This is a genomic window from Rhodococcus jostii RHA1 (assembly GCF_000014565.1).
Classification (GTDB): domain Bacteria; phylum Actinomycetota; class Actinomycetes; order Mycobacteriales; family Mycobacteriaceae; genus Rhodococcus_F; species Rhodococcus_F jostii_A.
On sequence record NC_008268.1, the window covers coordinates 5,149,488 to 5,167,078 of the forward strand.

Below are 17,591 nucleotides of genomic sequence, written 5' to 3' on the forward strand. Positions count from 1 at the left end.
AGGCGAGTCTATCCGGGGGAGGCCCACGCAATCCGGACATCGTGACGACCGGAACCGGTGCCGTCGCCGGACGACACCGAGGTGACTGTCGCTAGGCTGACGTCCATGAGCAGTGCTGAAGAGCCGCTGACGGCGGGCCGCGACGGACTCCTGTCGTTGCTTCGCAACGGGCAGCTGCCCTCGCGTGGGGCCAAGGCCCCGCAGCGGGAGCGTTACCAGCGGATCGTCGCCGCGGCGATGGAACTCGCCTCCGAGGGCGGGTACGACGCCGTGCAGATGCGGGCCATCGCCGATCGGGCGGGAGTCGCGCTGGGCACCGTGTACCGCTACTTCCCATCGAAGAACCACATGCTGGTGATGGGCCTGCTGATGGTGTTCGAGGGAATGCGGTCCCGGTTCGAGGACGTCGCGATCCCTGGGGACACGCCGTCCGAGCGGATCCTGTTCGTCCTCCGGAAGAACACGGAAGTCCTCGAGAAGGACCGGCCCCGATACGAGGCCCTGGTGCGGGCGTTCATGTTCGCGGACGCGTCGGCTTCGGCCGAACTGGATGCGTTCGGCGCCCTGATGACCGAGATGTTCGCCAAGACCATCGGTGTCGAGCAGATCTCCGACGACCAGTTGAACGCCATCCGCGTGATCGGCGACGTCTGGATGTCGAGCCTGGTGTCCTGGGTGGCCGGCCGCATCTCGGTGGACGAGGTGATGGCGCACCTCGGGCTCGCGGTCCGTCTCGTGTTCCGGCGCCTCGGCGGCTGATTTTTCAGCCGACGCGTCCGAAGTAGGCGTCGCGAATCACCGCTCTGTCGTCGATCCCGCCCGCGTCCGCATCCATGACGACGCGTCCGACGTCGAGGACCGTGACGTGGTCGGCCACGCTCATCGCAGCGTCGACCGCCTGCTCGACGAGGAGTACCGCCAGCCCGGATTCCTTCAGCACGGTCACGCGTTCCATCACTTCGTTGACGATCACGGGCGCCAGTCCGCCGGAAGGCTCGTCGAGCAGAAGCAGGGTGGGGTCGGCCATCAGCGCCTGCCCGATTGCCAGCATCTGCTGCTGCCCGCCGGACAGCGCACCCGCGAGCAGGCCACGTTTCCGGCCGAGGACGGGGAACAAGTCATAGATGCGCGCCACCTCCTCGCGTACGGCCGACCGTCTCATCTTGCGGACGTACCCGCCGAGAATCAGGTTCTGTTCCACGGTCTGTCGGTGGAACACCCTCTTTCCCTCCTGCACGTATGCCATTCCCCGGCGGACCCGCCGGTGCGGCGCCGCCTTCGAGATGTCGCGGCCGTCGAACTCGATCGTTCCCGCGGAAACCTTGTTCAGTCCCGAGATGGCACGCAGGGTGCTGGTCTTCCCTGCGCCGTTCCGCCCGAGCAACGCCGTGACCTTGCCGGGCCACACGTCGAGCGAGACGTCCCACACCACCCGGAGGTCGCCGTAGCCGGACTGTACATTCCGCAGGCTCAGTAGGGGTTTCGTCGTCTGCTCGCTCATGAGGTCGCCTCTCCGGCCAGTTCCGTGCCCTCGGCGACCACGCCGAGGTATTCGCTGAGTACGCGCGGGTTGTGTTCGATCTCGGACGGCGCACCCGCGGCGATGACGTGTCCCTGGGCGAGTACGACGATGGTGTCGGCGAGTGCCAGTACCAAGCGGAAGTTGTGCTCGACCAGCACGATCGTGCATCCGGCATCCCTGAGCTGGCGGATCAGGCCGGCGAGCCGTTCCACTTCGTCCTCGTCGAGGCCGGACGCCACTTCGTCGAGCAGCAGAAGCCGTGGCTCGGCGACCACCGACCGGGCGACCTCGAGAAGCCTCCGCATTCCCAGGGGAAGTGCGGTGGCGGTCTCGTCGCGGAGATGCGACAGCCCCACGATGTCGAGCGCGCGTTCCGCCTCGGCGATATCGCCGGCGCGGACCTTGTGGTGGCGGGGAAGCCGCAACACGGTCGAGAGCATCGACACTCGATCGGTGCTGTATCGACCCGAGGCCACGGCCTCGAGAACAGTGACGCCGTCGGGGATGTCTGGTGTCTGGAAGGTTCGTGCCACGCCGCATCTGGCGACCTGTTCCGGCGCCCTGCCCTGGACTTCGTTGTCACCGATCAGGATTCGCCCGCTGTCGGGACGGTAGAACCCGCAGATCATGTTCAGCATCGTGGTCTTGCCCGAACCGTTCGGTCCGATCAGTGCGGTGATGGTGCCGGGTTCCGCACGCAGCGACGCGTTGTCGAGTGCCTTGTTGCCGCCGAATGCCTTCGAGATGCCGTCGACCACGAGCGTCCGACCCGACATCGGGTCCATCGCGGATCGATCCGTCTCCGCGGGGCGGGTTCCTGTTCGACTGCCGGTCAGGCCTGCCGCCCGGTCCAACCGCGCCGTGGCCTGTTTGGCGACCTTCGCGAGGCCACCACTGAGGAGGACGCCGCCGAGTATCAGGAATCCACCGTAGAAGACCAGCGCGTACTGCTGGAACTCGGACGACTGGTTCGGACCGAGCTGCATGATCGCCGCCCCGACCGCGGCGCCGTAGACGCTCGTCGCGCCACCGAGGATGCACGCCGCCAGAACTGCCGTCGCGAAGGTGAACCCGAACGCCTCGGGAGAGACGTACATGTCGATGTTCGCGAACAATGCGCCTGCGAGGCCGGCGGGGAACGCGCCGATCGCATAACCGAGCAGTTTCATCCGGAACACCGAGATACCCACCGAGGAGGCCAGTACCGGGCTCTGTTTCAGTGTGCGGAACGCGATACCGTGCCGGGAGACCACGAGGTTGCGCATGACCGCGAACCAGAGGATCGCGACGATCACGACGACCATGTAGAACCGGTCGGAGTCCACTACTTCACCGAACAGGGTTGCCGGTTCGATGCCGCTGAGTCCGTTCCGGCCACCGGTGGTATCGCCGAAGACGGCGATGATGTCCGGTACGAGGAGAACGAGGAAGAACGAGGTCATCGCCAATGACCAACTGCCGAGCCGCAATCCGGGGATGCCGGTGACGATGCCCACCGCGAGCGCGACCACACCCGAGGCGATCAACTGCAGCACGATGTCCGTGTAACCGGCGATGGACATGAGCCCTGCGGTATACGCCCCGGCCGCGTACATCGCGGCCTGGCCGAGCGCGAGTTCACCCGCATAGCCGAGACCGAGGTTGAGTCCGCTGACGACCAGCGCGAGGATGCAGGCGAGTTGCACCTGGCGGGACAGCGCGAAGTCGAGACCGAACTCCGGCAGGAACAGCACGAGGAGGCCGAGGGCGAGCGGGAAGAGCCAACTCGGAACCGATCGAATGAGGCGCCACAAGGACATCGTTCACACCACCCGTTCCCGCACCCGGCCGAACAGTCCGGCCGGACGCACCATGAGGATCGCGATGAGGACCACGAAGACCGCGATGTTGCTGTACTGGCTACCCAGCTCGAGAGCTGCGAACGACTCGACGAGACCGACGGTGAGACCCCCGACCAGTGCGCCGGGGAGCGAGCCGAACCCGCCGATCGCCAATGCGACGAAGCCCTTGATGGCCAGCGCCGAACCCAGGGTGGCCACCGCGAACGTCTTGGGACCGACGAAGAGCCCGAGGAATCCGGCGAGCGCGCCGGAAAAGGCGAACGCACCGAGGGCGAGCGCCCGGACGTTGACACCGCGCAGCAGGGCGGCTTCGCGGTCCTCGGAGATGCCCAGGAGGGCGAGACCGGTCATGGTCCGTGTGCCAACCCGGCCGAGCACGACCACCAGCACGATCGCCAGAATGAGCAGCACGATCTCGACCGGATACGTGCGGCCGCCGAGTGCCGTGATCGGATCGTTCGAACCGAAGAACGGGACGGTGAGCGGTTCGCTTCCCCAGATCAGTTGCGTCGCACCGTTGATCAGTGTCGCGGCGCCAAGTGTGGTGACGAGCTGATTCTGGTGATCCCGGACCGGCCGGACTGCGACGATCTCCTCGATGCCGGCCAGGATCGTCACCGTGGCCGTCGCTGTCACCGCCACGACGAGGATCGGCAACTTCAGGGTGACCAGCCCGGTGTAGGCGACGAAGGTTCCGACCATCATCAGCTGGGCCTGAGCGAAGTTGAACGTGTGGGACGAGATGAAGACGATGTTGTAGCCGATCGCGACGAGCGTGTAGACCGCCCCCAGCGCGAGGCCCGACCAGACGATGGTCATCGGGATCTCCTGTGGTCGAGTGTCACGCGCTCGGGTTTCCGTACTGGCCGTTGAGGAGTGGGCTCGGAGGCACGAACTTGTACGCCTCGTCTCCGGGTTTCGACGCATGTGAGTCTGCCGAGAAGTGATAGGAGGGGGAGAACGCGGTTTCGGCGCTGTCGAGGACTTCCTGGTTCTCGAGCGCGTCGGCGAGAGCTTCGGGGTCGGAAGAAGATCCGGCCTTGTTCGCGGCGGCCACGACGAGGGGCAGTGCGTCGTAGTTGTCGGCGAGGATCAGCGTCGACGGGATGTCGCCCATGGCCTTCATGTTGTCGACCATGGTGTTGACAGCGGTGTCGTTGGCGTCGTAGACGGTGCTCGAGAGGACGTGCATGACCAGATTCGCCGTTGCCGGAGTGCCGAGCACGCCTTCCGGTGCAGCCTTCGAAACCAGTGACGTCCCCGCGACCGAGGTGTTGCCGACGAGCGGAATGTTCCAGTCGAGCCGCTGAAGGCTCGCGAGAAGATATCCGAGTGGCGCCCCGTAGGCGTCCACGACCAGCGCCTGCGTGCCCCGGTTCTTCAGCGATTGCAGCTGCGCCGTCATGTCGAGGGCGGCGGTGTCGTACTCCTCGGATCCGGTGCTGCTCACACCTTCACCGCTCAGCGCGTCGTCCATCGCCTGTCCGAACACTTCACCGTAGGCGCTGCTCCCGTGGACGACGCCGACGGACTGATATCCCTTGCCCTTGATGTATCGCGCGATGGTCTCGGCGTTCTCGGCCGGCCCCGACGCGAGGTCGAAGTTGAGCGGGTACTTCTCCGGATTCGCCGAATCCTCGGTGGGCCCGATGTTGAACGAGAGGATCTTGTTCTGCGCGAGGATCGGCAGGGTCGCGGTGGTGATGGTCGACGGGCCGGAGTTGAGGAAGAGGTCGGGCTTCTTTCCCGACGCGATGGCCTCCCGCAGCTTGGACACGGCGGTGGTGGCGTCGCCCGCGTCGTCGACGACGGTGATCTCCACTTGGCGTCCGCCGACGCCGCCGGCCAGGTTCACCGCCTCGGCGCTGGCTTTCGCTGCGAGCACGGACGTCTGAGCATTCGCGGCGAGCGCACCCTGCCCGCTGATTCCGCCGGTCACGAGCACCCGGTACGGGCCGTCTGCGGCGCCGGCGGAGTCTGCGCCCGCGCCGGAACAGCCGGTGAGCGCGAGTGCGGTCACGGCGAGCGCCGCAGTGAGAGCTGTGGATCGAATTCGCATGGGCGCCCCTTTGACGTCACGGAAAACAAGCAAGTGCTTGGTTCGGCAAAAGGTAGCAGAACTAACGGTCGGTGTCCGCCGAATGTCCCACTCGGCGGGAGGATCTCGACGGACCGCGCTCAGCGGAACGACTGCCGGATCACCGGTTCTCGCCGCTCGAGGATGGTGGCGGTGTGCTGGCGCACCATGCTGTCGAGGTGCTCACCCTGCGGTGCGAGCCAGAAGTCGCCCCGGTCGATGCCCGCGAAGACCGACTCGGCGAACGTGTCTGGGTCGAGTCCGTCGGTGCCGAGCAGTTCGCGCATCTGCGCGACCATGTGGTCGACGGCCGGATGGGAGACCGACCCGAACGGGTTGTCGAAGACGGACGTGACGACGGGCCCCGGCGCCAACACGCTCGCGGACACCGGGGCGCCCACCATGCTCAACTCCATCTGCAGGCACTCGGTGATCGCGACGACCGCGAATTTCGATGCGCTGTACGGCGACATCATCGGACCGGGCGCGAATCCACCGACCGAGGCCGTGTTGACGACGCGGCCGCCGCCCTGGTCGATCATGCGCGGAACGAACGCCCGGATCCCGTTGACGACACCCGTGACGTTGACACCGAGGGCGGCGTCCCAGTCGGATTCGCCGAGTTGCCACAGGAACCCGGCGCGCATGATTCCGGCGTTGTTGAACAGCAGGTCCACCCGGCCGAACGAGTCGAACGCGAGATCGGCCAGGGCGTGGACGGACCCGGAGTCCGCGACGTCCGTTGCGCACGTGAGGGCGGCTCCGCCCAGGTCCGCGGCCAGACGGTCCAGTGCGGCCGTGTCGATGTCGGCGAGCACCACCGTCATACCGCGGGCGTGCGCGTGCCGGGCGATCCCCGCCCCGATTCCCGAGGCCGCGCCGGTGACGACGACAACCTGCTTCTCACGTGTTTCCGGTTCCGTCACGGCTCGACCGTAGGGCCGTCGCCGGCCGCCTCGGCCCGGGTTTCTCTCTCAGCGGGACGTATTCACGTGCCGCGACGCCACAGCGGTTCGAGGTCCGGGCCCTCCTCGCCCTGCTGTTGCGCGCCCCGGAAGCGTGCCGCGAAGACGATCCAGCCGATGGCGGCCATGAGAAGGAAGCTGACCAGCCGGTAGACGACGATCGCGGATACCGCTTCGGCGCCGGTCATTCCGCTGGCAGTCAACGCGGGGACGAGCACGGCATCCATGACGCCGAGTCCGGCGGGCAGGAGTGGAATGGCCGAGCCCGCGGCGTTGCCCGCCGCGTACGCGACGGCGAGTCCGGCGAACCCGGGATGCGCGCCGACCGCGTAGCACGCGAAGGCGAGGCACGAGGCGTCGGCGATCCAGTTGAACAGCGACCACCCGAACGCACGGGCCGTGTCGCGGCGATCCATCCGGACGGCGCTCATCTGGTTCACGATGTGCTTCCACTGGCGAACACCGGTCAGCGGAGGCTTCTTTCGAAGCCTGTTGAATCCGCGCAGCGCGGTGATGCCGACCCCCTCGAGGGCGTCGGGTCGCGATGCGGCGTACTGGGCCACCACCAGGAACGCGCACAGGCCGCCGAACGTGAAGATCAGCGAGAACGGGTTGGTCTTCGCCCCGACGAGCAGTGCGCCCGCCAGTCCGACGAGTGCCAGGCCGATCGCCTGGAGGACGCCGGCCATCACCAGTTGCCACGTCGCGACCACCGGTGATGCACCCCAGAGGCGCGTCTGCCGGTACGTGAACGTCGTCGCCAGAACCGGGCCGCCGGGCAGTGTCACGCTCATCGAATTGGAGGCGAACGTCACCGCGAGGGACTGCCGCTGTTTGATGTGCACACCCGCGACCCCCAGCAGGCAGCGCTGGACGCGGGCGAAACTCGACATCGACGCCAGCGACGCCACGACGGCTGCGGCCACCCATCCCCAATGCAGGTCGCCGAGGTTCTGGACGCTCTCCGACAGGTCCGGCCAGATGAGGACGATCTCCACCGTGAGCACGACGACGAGCAGGCCGCCGATCACCCATTCGACACGACGCCTGCGGGGCGTCGGGCGAGTGTCGTCGGCGTCAGTCATACGCGTCCATTACACATGGCCGGTGATCACACCGTGTATCCGCCGTCGACGTCGAGCTTCTGTCCGGTGACGAACCCGGCCCGGTCGCTCGCGAGGAAACAGACCGCCTCGGCAACGTCGACGGCGGTGCCGAACCGGCGTAACGGTATCCGGCTCATGGCGGCGTCGAGTGCGCGCTGATCGAGTTCTTCGGAGCTGATCAGCCGCTCGGCCATGCCGTCGGTGAGCATTCCCGGGCCGACCGAGTTGAAGCGGACGCCGTAGCGGCCCTCCTCGGCGGCGAATCCCTTGACCAGCTGTTCGATCGCGCCCTTCGTGCCCGGCGACAGTCCGTCGCGCACCGGGAATCGGCTGGTGGCCGCGGTCGTGACCGCGACGACGGATCCGGACGCCTCCCGCAGCGCGGGCAGGGCGGCCTTGACGACGGTGAAGAAGGCGACGGCCTCCTGTTCGAGGTGCTCGGCGTAGTCCCGGGGAGCGACCTCGGACAGGTGGATCATCGGAATGTGCGGTCCTGCGGCGTGAACGAGGATGCCGATGCCGCCGAAGTGCTCGACGATCTGCATGACGACACTCGCGACGCGGGGCTGGTCGGTGAGGTCGGCGGAGAACGCCTGCGCTCCGACGCCGCGGCCTTCCAGCTCGCCGACGAGGTCCGCGGCGACGTCGGCATTGGATCGGTAGGTGATGGCCACGTCGTGGCCGTGGGTTGCGAGTTGCCGTGCGATGGCGGAGCCGATGCCGCCGGTGCCGCCCGTGACGAGTGCGGCGCAACGACGTCGGGGGGTGCTGGTGGCGGGTGTCGCCATGAGGAACTCCAAGCGTGTGAGGAACGAGCGTCCTTAACCTAGCAACTGCTTGGTTTCGGAGTGCGGGGAACGGTGCACCCGGCCGAGCGCAGCCTAGCCTGGCTATCCGACCAGGCCTTTTCGTCTTAGCCTGAACGCATGTCAGCAGAGAACGCCGAGCGGGCCGAGCCCTCGGGGCATCCCGACGAGCCGCACGCACCCAGTCTGGCGAGCCGCCTCAACTGGTTGCGGGCCGGGGTCCTCGGCGCCAACGACGGCATCGTGTCGACCGCCGGGCTGGTGGTCGGCGTGGCCGCGGCCACCACCGAGCGAGCGGCAATATTCACCGCCGGATTCGCGGGTCTCGCGGCCGGCGCGGTGTCGATGGCGCTGGGCGAATACGTCTCGGTGAGCACCCAGCGCGACACCGAACGCGCGCTGCTGTCGAAAGAACGGCGCGAACTCACCGAGACCCCCGACGCCGAATTCGAGGAACTCGTCGCGATGTACGAGGCCAAGGGGCTGAGTGACGACACCGCCCGGACGGTCGCGCGCGAACTCACCGATCACGATGCGTTCGCCGCCCACGTGGACGTCGAACTGGGCATCGACCCGGACGATCTGACCAACCCCTGGCAGGCCGCCGGGTCCTCGGCGCTGTCCTTCACGCTCGGCGCCCTGATCCCGTTGCTGGCGATTCTCCTACCGCCCGTGCACCTGCGCATTCCGGTGGCGTTCGTCGCGGTGCTGGTCGCGCTGGCCCTCACGGGCACCGTGAGCGCGGCTCTCGGCGGCGCACAGCGCACCCGGGCAGTGCTCCGCGTCGTGCTGGGCGGAGCACTCGCGATGCTCGTGACGTACGGAATCGGTCAGCTGGTGGGGACGGGCATCGCCTAGCGTCGGGCGACCGTCACTCGCTCCGGCAGATCATGACCGGACATTTCGCGTGGTGGAGCAGATTCTGGCTCGTCGAGCCCATCAGCGCGCCGAGCCACGGTCCCCGGCCGTGGCTGCCGACGACGATCAGCTGAGCGTCGTCTGCATGCCGCAGGAGGACGTCGGCTGCGGCGCCCTGTTCGGCCACCCTGGTCACGGACACGTCCGGGTATCGTTCCGATTCGCCCGCGAGGGCCTCGGAGAGCAGCGCCTCCTCTTCCTGCTTGACGGCATCCCAGTCGACGAGCATGCCGGTGCCGCCCGCGCCGAGTGTGGGGGAGCCCTGCCACGTGTGGACGGCGCTCAGCGGCGCCTCGAAGAACGACGCGAACTCGAATGCATGGGCCACCGCGTCACGGCTGAGGTCGCTTCCGTCGACCCCGACCACCACCGGACGCTGGTCGGGGGTGGTGACTTCGCCCCGGAGAACGGTCACGGGGCAGGGTGCGCGGTTGGCGACGTGCAGTGCCGTCGAGCCGAGCAGCACCGAACGGATCGCCCCCGTCCCCGTGGATCCGAGCACGATCAACCGGGCCCAGTCGGCGGCCTCGAGCAGTGCGGTCCCCGCCGGACCGGGACTGATGGTCGTCTCGATCTCGAGACCGGGGAACTTCGGCCCCAGCAGCCTCTTCGCCGTCCCGATGATGGCCTCACCGTCCTCACGCAGCTGACTGAGGAACTGCGATTCCAGCATGATCGCAGCGGGGCTGTACAGCGGACCGTCCTGTGGCAGCGCGTGCACGAGCGACAGCGTGGCACCCCACTTCGACGCGACTGCGGCGCCCCACAGGGCGGCGGCGGTGGAGGCGTCGGATCCGTCCAGGCCGACGACGACGGAATGACTGGCGGGTGTGCTCACGTCTGGCTCCCTTCGCTCACGCTGTTGGGTACTCCCCGACTGTGCCCTACTTCCAGACTTTTCGGGCCACCTTCTTCGCGCTCTTCCACTCCGGTTTCACTTCTGCTGCCAATGCATCGCCGCGCTCCAGTTCGCGCTGCAGCAGCATTCCGAGACCCAGGCTCGACTCGGCGGAGTGCTGATCCTCCGCGACCATCGCCAGGATGTGGTCCCGTGCGACGACCGCGTCCTGGTATTCGCCGAGGACGTCCTGAAAGCCCTTGAACTTCGTCTGAGCGCGGTCGGACGCCTTCGGAGCCAGTGACCGCGTCGCCTCGACCGCATAGCGCATTCGTTTGGCGCGCTTGCGCGCTCGGTGTGTCAGCTCGTCGCGCTCGGCCCGGGCGGTCGCGGCCGCCGCCTTTCCCACGCGCTGGTGCACGGACTTCGACAATGCGCGCAGCGATTTCGTGACGGCCTTCTTCGACGGGCCGCCGCTCCCGGACGCCTCGACGGCGACGAGGAACGTGTCGAGCCCGGCGAGCAGGTCGAGGTAGCGCCGGGAGTTCAGGGCGGCCAGTGCTGCGGGCCGGGCTGTCGCGGCGAGTGCCGAGAAGTATTCGTCGAGGCGTGCCCGCACGACCTCGCGGTCGGGTATTTCCTCGGCGTCGCCGAGCCGATCCACGAGCCGGCTCCACTGCACCTCGGTGTCCCGCGCCGAGCTGAGGGCCTGACCGACCCAGCGGAGTTCGACGATCAACTCGTCGACGGTTTCCTGGTCGCGCAGGCTGGTCCCGTACACCTGGAGGACACTCCGGATGCGCCTGGCCGAGACCCGGAGGTCGTGGACGGACTCGTCGAGGTCGCGGCGCACGCCGAGGTCGGCCGTCACGAGAGAATCCTTCTGCGCCGCCAGATACTCCAGCAGCATCGTCCGGGGAGTGGACCGCTTCTTCCTACCCGCGGGGCGCGGGGTGCCGGTCACCGCGTCGCCGAGCGCCCGCCGCAACTTCGACGGCGCATCCGAACGGGTGATTCCGGCATCGGTCAGCCGGGAGTCGATGGCGTCGAACAGGTTTCGGTCACCGGCTGCGAGTTCGACCTCGACCTCACGCCACACCCGCTCGTCGGATCCGGTCCCCGTCTCGGGGACGGCGGCGATCACGACGTCCGAGACGACCTCGGCGAGCGTCGTTCCCGCCGCGTCCACGAGCCGCCGCCGCTCCCGGTCGGTGCTGATGAGCGCGACCGGGTTCAGGGCCGCGCCGCGGGTGACGGCCGTGAGCAGCTCCGCGAATTCCCGGGGCACCTCCGTCTCGGGGTGCTCGGCGTCGGGCGCCAACTGCAGCTCGGTCCGTTCGTCCGCGCCTGCCGGGATCTTCAGGTGCCAGCCGGCGTCGTCGCCGCCTTCCCGGCGGCGGAGGGTGATTCCGGCGCGGAGCAGCAGGAGTTCGCCCGTGTCGTAGTACAGGGCGGACAGCTGGATCGAGTCGAGCAGAGGTTCGCCGTCCACACCGGGCAGTCCCGAGAGGCTGGGTATCTGCTGCTCCGAACCGGCCTCGTACTTGCGTTCCACTTCGGAGACGGATGTCGCGGTACTCATGTCACCATCCTTCCGGCTGAGCGGGCCGGGGGAAAGAAGCCGAGGTCAGCTCGGCCAGTCGAGGCTACGGACGCTCGCGAAGCGTCGCGTGACTCCGGAGTAGGGGTCGACGAACTCGACGGACCGGGCCAGCAGCCGCAGCGGCGTCGAATAGTCGTCGGCGGCAACGTCGTAGAAGTCGGGATAGAAGTTGTCGCCGTGGATCGGGATGCCGAGCGAACTCATGTGCAACCGCAACTGGTGCGTCTTGCCGGTGTGCGGCAGCAGCCGGTACCGGGCCGCGTCGCCGTGGATCTCGAGAAGTTCGATGCGGCTTTCGCTGTTCGCGGGACCGTCCATCTCGTACGCCTTCAAGACGCCCCGCTCCTTGACGATTCGACTGCGGACGGTGGCGGGGAGCCGGAGATCGGGGTCGTAACGGGCGACCGCCTCGTACTCCTTGACCACCCGGCGCTGATCGAACAGCGACTGGTAGTCGCGCCGGACCTCCCGCCGCACCGTGAAGATCAGCACCCCGGCGGTCAACCGGTCGAGCCGGTGCGCGGGTGTCAGTTCCGGAAGGTCGAAGTCTCGGCGCAACCGGACCAGCGCCGACTCCGCGACGTACGCGCCGCGCGGCGTGCTGGCCAGGAAGTGGGGCTTGTCCACGACGAGGAGATCCTCGTCGCGGTGCAGGATCTCGATGTCGAACGGGACCCGCTTCTCGACCGGCGGATCCCGGTACAGGTACACGAATTTGCGGGGTGCGAACGGGGTGGCCTCGGTGATCGGCTGCCCACGCTCGTCGACGACTTCCGCTGCGGCGACCTTCTCGCGGAGGCGGGTTTCGTCGTGCGGAAAACGTGCGACCAGGTACTCGAGCACGGTGGGCCACGCGCCGACGTCCGGCATCCTCAGCCGCGTCGGGTTGAGGCCGTCGCGGACGGGAAGCGGGGCGTCGGGCACCTCGTCACGGTAGTCGACAGGCTGCGGAAATCCGTCGTTGACCGCCGGGGGACTCGAGGTTACTATCCGGTAAGTTTGTGACGCGGGCCACCCTGACTGGCCGCTGAGGCGCGTCATCGGGATTTCACGGGGGTTCGAAGTGATCGTGCGTCGATGGGCGTTTCGACCGGGCGCGGTGGCAGTCGCTCTGGCGGTGGGGGTGGGGCTCGCGGTGGTGCCCACGGTGACGGCGTCGGCGGATCCGACGGGTGGGGCGGCCGGGGCCGCGTGGACCGCGGCGGTCGACGCGCCGCCCGAGTACCCGGTGATCGCGATCGACTGGGACGTCCCCATCACCATGAGCGACGGAACGGTGCTGAAGGCCAACGTCTATCGCCCCGCGGACGCCTCCGGCACGCCGATCGACACCAGGATGCCGTCGGTTCTGGGCGTCACGCCGTACACGAAGCTGGTCGGCAACGTCGTCGATTCCGTGTTCGCGGTGCCGGGACTCGAGGACACGGTCGTCGACCTGGTGAACTCGTTCGATCTCGCCGGCACCCCGTTCGACGGTGTCGGGGAAGCGGCGAAGGTGCTCACCGGTGGCGGCATGCGCGTCTTCGGCATCAACCGCGACCTCATCCGGAACGGGTACACCCAGGTGGTGGTCGATGCCCGGGGCACCGGCTTCTCCCAGGGGGAATGGCAGGCGCTCGGTCCGCTCGAGCAGCAGGACTCCGTCGAGATCATCGACTGGATGAGCAAGCAGGGATGGTCCGACGGCAGGGTCGGCATGGCGGGGGTGTCCTATTCGGGAATCAACTCGCTGCAGGCCGCGGGGCATCAGCCGCCGGCATTGAAGGCCATCTTCCCGACCGAACCGGGCAACGATCTGCTCCGCGACATCGTCGGAACGGGCGGTGGTCTCGGTGTGGGATTCATGCCGCTGTGGCTGTCGCTGGTCAACGGTCTCAAGTTCGTTCCCGACATCCAGGCCATCGCGCAGGGGCGTTTCGACCAGCGGTGGCTGCAGGATCGGTTGCGGGATCCGCTGACGCTCTTCCCCGCGCTGATCGAGGCCATGACCGCGCCGGACATCAACGGTCTCGACCCTGGCACGCTGCGGGTGGCGCAGGACGGCCAGTTCTACGAGGAGCGGAAGGCGCAGGCCGCGAACATCGAGGTGCCGACGATGCTCTACGGCGCGTGGCACGACATCTTCGCGAACAGCGAGCCGCGGGTCTACAACGACATCCCGCTGCCCGCCGGGGAGAAGCAGCTGATCATGAGCGACGCCTACCACATCTCGTTCGGGGGCGGCTTCGGTGAGCAGGGTGCCCCGCCGCGACTCGACGTCCTCGAACGCGCCTGGTTCGACAAGTGGCTGAAGGGCATCGACAACGGCATCGACGAGTACGGTCCGGTCACGCTGTATCAGCAGGGCAACGGCTGGACCACCACCGATCAGTTCCCGCGGGCGGGTGTCGACTACCAGCGGATGTACCTGTCGGGTGTCTCCAGCGGCACCGCCGGGCACGCCGCCCACGACGGCAGCCTGGTGTCGGCGAAACCCGGCGACGCGGCACAGCTCACCGTCGCACCCGGACTTCGCGGGCTCTGTTCCCGCGACGGCGCGCAGGGCACCGCAGGCGCGGCCGTCGTCTTCGGATCGGTGTGCAGCAAGGACTCCCGGTTCGCCGAGGCCGAGGGACTGACGTTCACCAGTGCCCCGGTCACGCAGCCGACCGAGCTGTCGGGTCCGGTCAATCTGCACCTCGAAACCGTGCTCGACGCCCCGGACGGATTCTGGGCGGTGACGCTCAACGACGTCGCACCGGACGGCACGTCGACTCCGCTCACCAACGGCGCTCTCACCGCTTCCATGCGGGCCGTGGACGATTCGAAGAGCACCAAGTCGGCGAACGGCGACTACACCGAACCGCACCACTCTCTGACGGTGGACGCCCGTCAGCCGCTGGTCCCGGGTGAAGTGACACCGGTCGATATCAACTTCGTGCCCACCGACGCGGTCCTCGAACCGGGGCATCGGCTGCGCGTCGACGTGTACGCGGGCAGCGTCCCCCGGTACCTGCCGCTCGGACCGATGCTGGCCGACAGCCAACTGAAGCCGCAGCACGTCGCGTTGTCCCCGGATCGCCCGAGTTTCCTCAATCTGCCGCTGGTCGGAGCGCAGGCGTGGTGAAAGGTTCACGCCATGTCCCGAGATCCGTAGGGTTGACGCCATGACCAAGTGGACAGCTTCGGACATCGTCGATCAGAGCGGCCGCACGTTCGTCGTCACGGGCGCCAACAGTGGTCTGGGGGAGGTGGCCGCGCGGGCTCTGGGCAAGGCTGGCGCGCACGTCGTGCTGGCCTGTCGTAACACCCACAAGGGGGAGGTCGTCGCCCGGTCGATCGGTGACAACGCCGAGGTGCGCCGCCTCGATCTGTCCGACCTCGCCTCGGTGCGCGAGTTCGCCGCCGGCGTCGAGTCCGTCGACGTGCTCGTGAACAACGCCGGCGTGATGGCGGTGCCGCAGCGCACGACCGCCGACGGATTCGAAATGCAGATCGGCACAAACCATCTCGGGCACTTCGCGTTGACCGGCCTGCTGCTCGACAAGATCACCGACCGGGTCGCCACCATGTCGAGTGCCGCACATCAGGCGGGAACAATTCACCTCGACGACCTCAACTGGGAACGCCGCAAGTACAACCGCTGGAGCGCGTACGGACAGTCGAAGCTCGCGAATCTGCTGTTCACGTACGAGTTGCAGCGCAGGCTGTCCGCGGCGGGGTCACCCGTCAAAGCGGTGGCCGCGCACCCCGGTTACGCGTCGACCAATCTGCAGGCCCACACCGAGTCGGTGCAGGACAAGCTGATGGCCGTCGGCAACCGGATCTTCGCGCAGTCGGCGGAGATGGGGGCGCTGCCGATGCTGTACGCGGCCACCGCACCCGACGTGATCGGCGGCAGCTACATCGGGCCGGACGGCCTGTTCGAGCAGCGTGGCCACCCGAAGGTGGTGGGCTCCAACAAGAAGTCGCGGGACGAGCACACCGCGGGGGCGTTGTGGTCTCTGTCGGAGGACCTGACGGGCGTCGAGTTCACGTTCCGGTGACCCGACGCCCGTGAGGGTCTCTCAGTCTTCGGTGACCTCGAGGGTGACGTCGATGTTGCCGCGGGTGGCGTTGGAGTAGGGGCACACCTGGTGTGCCTTCTCGGTCAGTTCGAGCGCCTCGGCGCGGGGCAGGTGGGGGAGGGAGACCTCGAGGGTGACGGCGAGACCGAAGCCGCCGCCGTCCGTGGCGCCGATGCCGACGCGGGCGCCGACGGCGGAGTCGGCGACGTTCGCCTTCGCCTGACGGGCGACCAGCTGGAGTGCGGAGTGGAAGCAGGCCGCGTATCCGGCGGCGAACAACTGCTCAGGGTTGGTGCCGTCGCCGGACCCGCCCATCTCGGTGGGGATCGCGAGATTCAGGTCGAGCCGGCCGTCGGACGTGCGGGCGTGGCCGTTGCGGCCTTCTCCGGTGGCGAGAGCCTCGGCGGTGTAGACGATCTTCATGGTTTCTTCTCTCCTGTAGGGGTGTTGAAGCGGTGGAGCGATTCGGTGAGCTGCGACAGGGTGTCCCGCAGGGCGACGAGTTCGTCGACCTCCATTCCTGTCGACTGAGCGAGTTCCGCGGGGATGCCCTCCGCGGCGGCGCGGAGGGCCGCGCCCTTTTCGGTGAGGTGGATCCCGACCCGGCGCTCGTCGGCCGAGGAGCGCCGGCGTTCGACCAGGCCCAGGGTGTCGAGCCGCTTGAGCAGTGGCGACAGCGTGCCGGTGTCGAGTTCGAGGGCGTCGCAGATCTCACGTACTCCGCGGCCGTCCTGTTCCCAGAGCACCAGCAGCACGAGGTACTGCGGGTAGGTCACTCCCAGCGAGTCGAGCATCGACCGGTATCTCGCCGTCATGGCGCGGGAAGCCGAGTACAGCGCGAAGCACACCTGGCGGTCGAGGGCGAGGTTGTCGGTCACCACTGAATAGTTGCACACAACTAGGTTGTGCACAATAGAAAAAGGTCAACCGGTGAGGGGGCTTACACTGTTGGCCAGTGACACGGGGTGCTGCCCGGCGACGAGCCGGGCGGCTGAGACCACACCCGTCGAACCTGAACTGGGTAATGCCGGCGAAGGGATGTCGCGGAGACGGCCGTATGCGCTCATCCGATGTCTCGTCGCCGACCGAACGGAAGGTGACAGCATGCAGCTCGACAAGCAGATCGTCCTGGTGACCGGCGGTGGGCGGGGCCTCGGCGCCGCCATCGTGCGGTCGTTCGCGGCGCAGAACGCGCGGGTGATCGTGAACTACCGGAACAGCCGGGATGCGGCCGAGGAACTCGCGGCGTCCCTGGGCGCGGACCGTGCGGTCGCGCTCCGGGCCGATGTCACCGACGCCGAACAGGTGGCGGCGCTGTTCTCCGCGGCGGAGGAGCACTTCGGTTCCCCGGTGACCACGGTGATCAACAACGCGCTCGCCGACTTCTCCTTCAACGGCGACGCACGCGACAAGGCGGACGTCATCACATGGGAGTCCTTCGACTCGCAGCTGCGTGGCAGCGTGAAGGCGACATTGCACACGACGCAGGCCGCGCTGCCGGGAATGCGTTCGCTCGGGTTCGGCCGGATCGTGAACATCGGCACCAACCTGTTCCAGAACCCTGTCGTCCCGTACCACGACTACACGGCCGCCAAGGCCGCGGCGCTGTCGCTGACCCGCACCCTCGCCGCCGACCTCGGTCCCGACGGCATCACCGTCAACATGGTCTCGGGCGGGCTGCTCCGCACCACCGACGCGAGCGCCGCCACTCCCGACGAGGTGTTCGACCTCATCGCGGCGAGCACCCCGCTGCAGCGCGTCACCACCCCGGACGAATTCGCCGACGCGGTGCTGTTCTTCGCGTCCCCGTGGTCGCGGTCGGTGACCGGCCAGAACCTCGTCGTCGACGGCGGACTGGTCAAGGACTGA

At 67.8% G+C, this 17,591-nt stretch carries 17 protein-coding genes and 1 riboswitch; of the genes, 5 read left to right on the plus strand and 12 right to left on the minus strand.

Going from position 1 to position 17,591, the window contains the following annotated elements; genetic code table 11:
- Positions 1-105 precede the first annotated feature (105 nt).
- Positions 106-759: a TetR family transcriptional regulator gene (locus RHA1_RS23860; RefSeq protein WP_128970053.1), complete on the plus strand. Its 654-nt coding sequence runs from the start codon at positions 106-108 to the stop codon at positions 757-759.
- A 4-nt stretch (positions 760-763) separates the two neighbouring features.
- Here RHA1_RS23860 and RHA1_RS23865 read toward each other — a convergent pair whose 3' ends face one another.
- From RHA1_RS23865 to RHA1_RS23895, 7 genes are all read right to left on the minus strand, one after another.
- Positions 764-1,501, minus strand: coding sequence for an ABC transporter ATP-binding protein (locus RHA1_RS23865; protein WP_011597177.1), 738 nt, complete (start codon positions 1,499-1,501; stop codon positions 764-766).
- Positions 1,498-3,321, minus strand: coding sequence for a branched-chain amino acid ABC transporter ATP-binding protein/permease (locus RHA1_RS23870; RefSeq protein WP_011597178.1), 1,824 nt, complete (start codon positions 3,319-3,321; stop codon positions 1,498-1,500). The genes RHA1_RS23865 and RHA1_RS23870 overlap by 4 nt, the downstream gene beginning before the upstream one ends.
- Before the next feature lie 3 nt (positions 3,322-3,324).
- Positions 3,325-4,182: a branched-chain amino acid ABC transporter permease gene (locus tag RHA1_RS23875; RefSeq protein WP_011597179.1), complete on the minus strand. Its 858-nt coding sequence runs from the start codon at positions 4,180-4,182 to the stop codon at positions 3,325-3,327.
- 22 nt (positions 4,183-4,204) lie between these two features.
- Complete coding sequence (locus RHA1_RS23880) at positions 4,205-5,422, minus strand: ABC transporter substrate-binding protein (RefSeq protein ID WP_011597180.1); 1,218 nt, start codon at positions 5,420-5,422, stop codon at positions 4,205-4,207.
- Positions 5,423-5,541: 119 nt separating this feature from the next.
- Positions 5,542-6,366, minus strand: a complete 825-nt coding sequence (locus RHA1_RS23885; RefSeq protein ID WP_011597181.1) for an SDR family oxidoreductase — start codon at positions 6,364-6,366, stop codon at positions 5,542-5,544.
- A 62-nt stretch (positions 6,367-6,428) separates the two neighbouring features.
- A complete protein-coding gene (locus RHA1_RS23890; protein WP_011597182.1) occupies positions 6,429-7,490 on the minus strand; it encodes a lysylphosphatidylglycerol synthase transmembrane domain-containing protein in 1,062 nt (353 codons plus the stop codon).
- Positions 7,491-7,516: 26 nt separating this feature from the next.
- Complete coding sequence (locus tag RHA1_RS23895; RefSeq protein WP_011597183.1) at positions 7,517-8,299, minus strand: SDR family NAD(P)-dependent oxidoreductase; 783 nt, start codon at positions 8,297-8,299, stop codon at positions 7,517-7,519.
- A 138-nt stretch (positions 8,300-8,437) separates the two neighbouring features.
- On the opposite strand from RHA1_RS23895, the gene RHA1_RS23900 reads away from it, so the two are divergent.
- Positions 8,438-9,175: a VIT1/CCC1 transporter family protein gene (locus RHA1_RS23900; protein ID WP_009477949.1), complete on the plus strand. Its 738-nt coding sequence runs from the start codon at positions 8,438-8,440 to the stop codon at positions 9,173-9,175.
- 13 nt (positions 9,176-9,188) lie between these two features.
- On the opposite strand, the gene RHA1_RS23905 is transcribed toward RHA1_RS23900, so the two are convergent.
- Genes RHA1_RS23905 through RHA1_RS23915 form a run of 3 tightly spaced genes read right to left on the minus strand, consistent with a single transcriptional unit; the run spans position 9,189 to position 12,600 of the window.
- On the minus strand, positions 9,189-10,073 hold the full coding sequence (locus tag RHA1_RS23905; RefSeq protein ID WP_009477950.1) for a universal stress protein: 885 nt from the start codon (positions 10,071-10,073) through the stop codon (positions 9,189-9,191).
- Between the two features lie 46 nt (positions 10,074-10,119).
- The gene (locus RHA1_RS23910; RefSeq protein ID WP_011597184.1) at positions 10,120-11,655 is read right to left on the minus strand and encodes a CYTH and CHAD domain-containing protein; all 1,536 of its coding nucleotides are present in this window, start codon (positions 11,653-11,655) and stop codon (positions 10,120-10,122) included.
- Between the two features lie 45 nt (positions 11,656-11,700).
- Complete coding sequence (locus tag RHA1_RS23915) at positions 11,701-12,600, minus strand: pseudouridine synthase (RefSeq protein WP_050787367.1); 900 nt, start codon at positions 12,598-12,600, stop codon at positions 11,701-11,703.
- A gap of 139 nt (positions 12,601-12,739) precedes the next feature.
- Between RHA1_RS23915 and RHA1_RS23920 the strand changes: the two genes are divergently transcribed.
- Together RHA1_RS23920 and RHA1_RS23925 are read left to right on the plus strand one after the other, a co-directional pair.
- Entirely contained in the window at positions 12,740-14,782 is a 2,043-nt protein-coding gene (locus RHA1_RS23920; RefSeq protein WP_011597186.1) for a CocE/NonD family hydrolase, read from the plus strand.
- Between the two features lie 40 nt (positions 14,783-14,822).
- Positions 14,823-15,701, plus strand: a complete 879-nt coding sequence (locus RHA1_RS23925; RefSeq protein ID WP_011597187.1) for an oxidoreductase — start codon at positions 14,823-14,825, stop codon at positions 15,699-15,701.
- Between the two features lie 21 nt (positions 15,702-15,722).
- Here the strand turns inward: RHA1_RS23925 and RHA1_RS23930 are convergent, their stop codons facing one another.
- Together RHA1_RS23930 and RHA1_RS23935 are read right to left on the minus strand one after the other, a co-directional pair.
- Positions 15,723-16,145 (minus strand): organic hydroperoxide resistance protein, encoded by a 423-nt coding sequence (locus tag RHA1_RS23930; RefSeq protein WP_011597188.1) that lies wholly within the window; start codon positions 16,143-16,145, stop codon positions 15,723-15,725.
- The gene (locus RHA1_RS23935; RefSeq protein ID WP_029539588.1) at positions 16,142-16,600 is read right to left on the minus strand and encodes a MarR family winged helix-turn-helix transcriptional regulator; all 459 of its coding nucleotides are present in this window, start codon (positions 16,598-16,600) and stop codon (positions 16,142-16,144) included. The genes RHA1_RS23930 and RHA1_RS23935 overlap by 4 nt, the downstream gene beginning before the upstream one ends.
- Positions 16,601-16,673: 73 nt before the next feature.
- Positions 16,674-16,778: riboswitch (TPP riboswitch) on the plus strand.
- Positions 16,779-16,826: 48 nt separating this feature from the next.
- Here RHA1_RS23935 and RHA1_RS23940 point away from each other — a divergent pair.
- Positions 16,827-17,591, plus strand: coding sequence for a 3-oxoacyl-ACP reductase (locus RHA1_RS23940; protein WP_050787514.1), 765 nt, complete (start codon positions 16,827-16,829; stop codon positions 17,589-17,591).

What these genes read in the sequence shown, in the direction of transcription:
- RHA1_RS23860 (WP_128970053.1), top strand. Translation starts at nt 106, where the DNA reads ATGAGCAGTGCTGAAGAGCCGCTGACGGCGGGCCGCGACGGACTCCTG.
- RHA1_RS23865 (WP_011597177.1), bottom strand. Translation starts at nt 1,501, where the DNA reads ATGAGCGAGCAGACGACGAAACCCCTACTGAGCCTGCGGAATGTACAG.
- RHA1_RS23870 (WP_011597178.1), bottom strand. Translation starts at nt 3,321, where the DNA reads ATGTCCTTGTGGCGCCTCATTCGATCGGTTCCGAGTTGGCTCTTCCCG.
- RHA1_RS23875 (WP_011597179.1), bottom strand. Translation starts at nt 4,182, where the DNA reads ATGACCATCGTCTGGTCGGGCCTCGCGCTGGGGGCGGTCTACACGCTC.
- RHA1_RS23880 (WP_011597180.1), bottom strand. Translation starts at nt 5,422, where the DNA reads ATGCGAATTCGATCCACAGCTCTCACTGCGGCGCTCGCCGTGACCGCA.
- RHA1_RS23890 (WP_011597182.1), bottom strand. Translation starts at nt 7,490, where the DNA reads ATGACTGACGCCGACGACACTCGCCCGACGCCCCGCAGGCGTCGTGTC.
- RHA1_RS23895 (WP_011597183.1), bottom strand. Translation starts at nt 8,299, where the DNA reads ATGGCGACACCCGCCACCAGCACCCCCCGACGTCGTTGCGCCGCACTC.
- RHA1_RS23900 (WP_009477949.1), top strand. Translation starts at nt 8,438, where the DNA reads ATGTCAGCAGAGAACGCCGAGCGGGCCGAGCCCTCGGGGCATCCCGAC.
- RHA1_RS23910 (WP_011597184.1), bottom strand. Translation starts at nt 11,655, where the DNA reads ATGAGTACCGCGACATCCGTCTCCGAAGTGGAACGCAAGTACGAGGCC.
- RHA1_RS23925 (WP_011597187.1), top strand. Translation starts at nt 14,823, where the DNA reads ATGACCAAGTGGACAGCTTCGGACATCGTCGATCAGAGCGGCCGCACG.
- RHA1_RS23930 (WP_011597188.1), bottom strand. Translation starts at nt 16,145, where the DNA reads ATGAAGATCGTCTACACCGCCGAGGCTCTCGCCACCGGAGAAGGCCGC.
- RHA1_RS23940 (WP_050787514.1), top strand. Translation starts at nt 16,827, where the DNA reads ATGCAGCTCGACAAGCAGATCGTCCTGGTGACCGGCGGTGGGCGGGGC.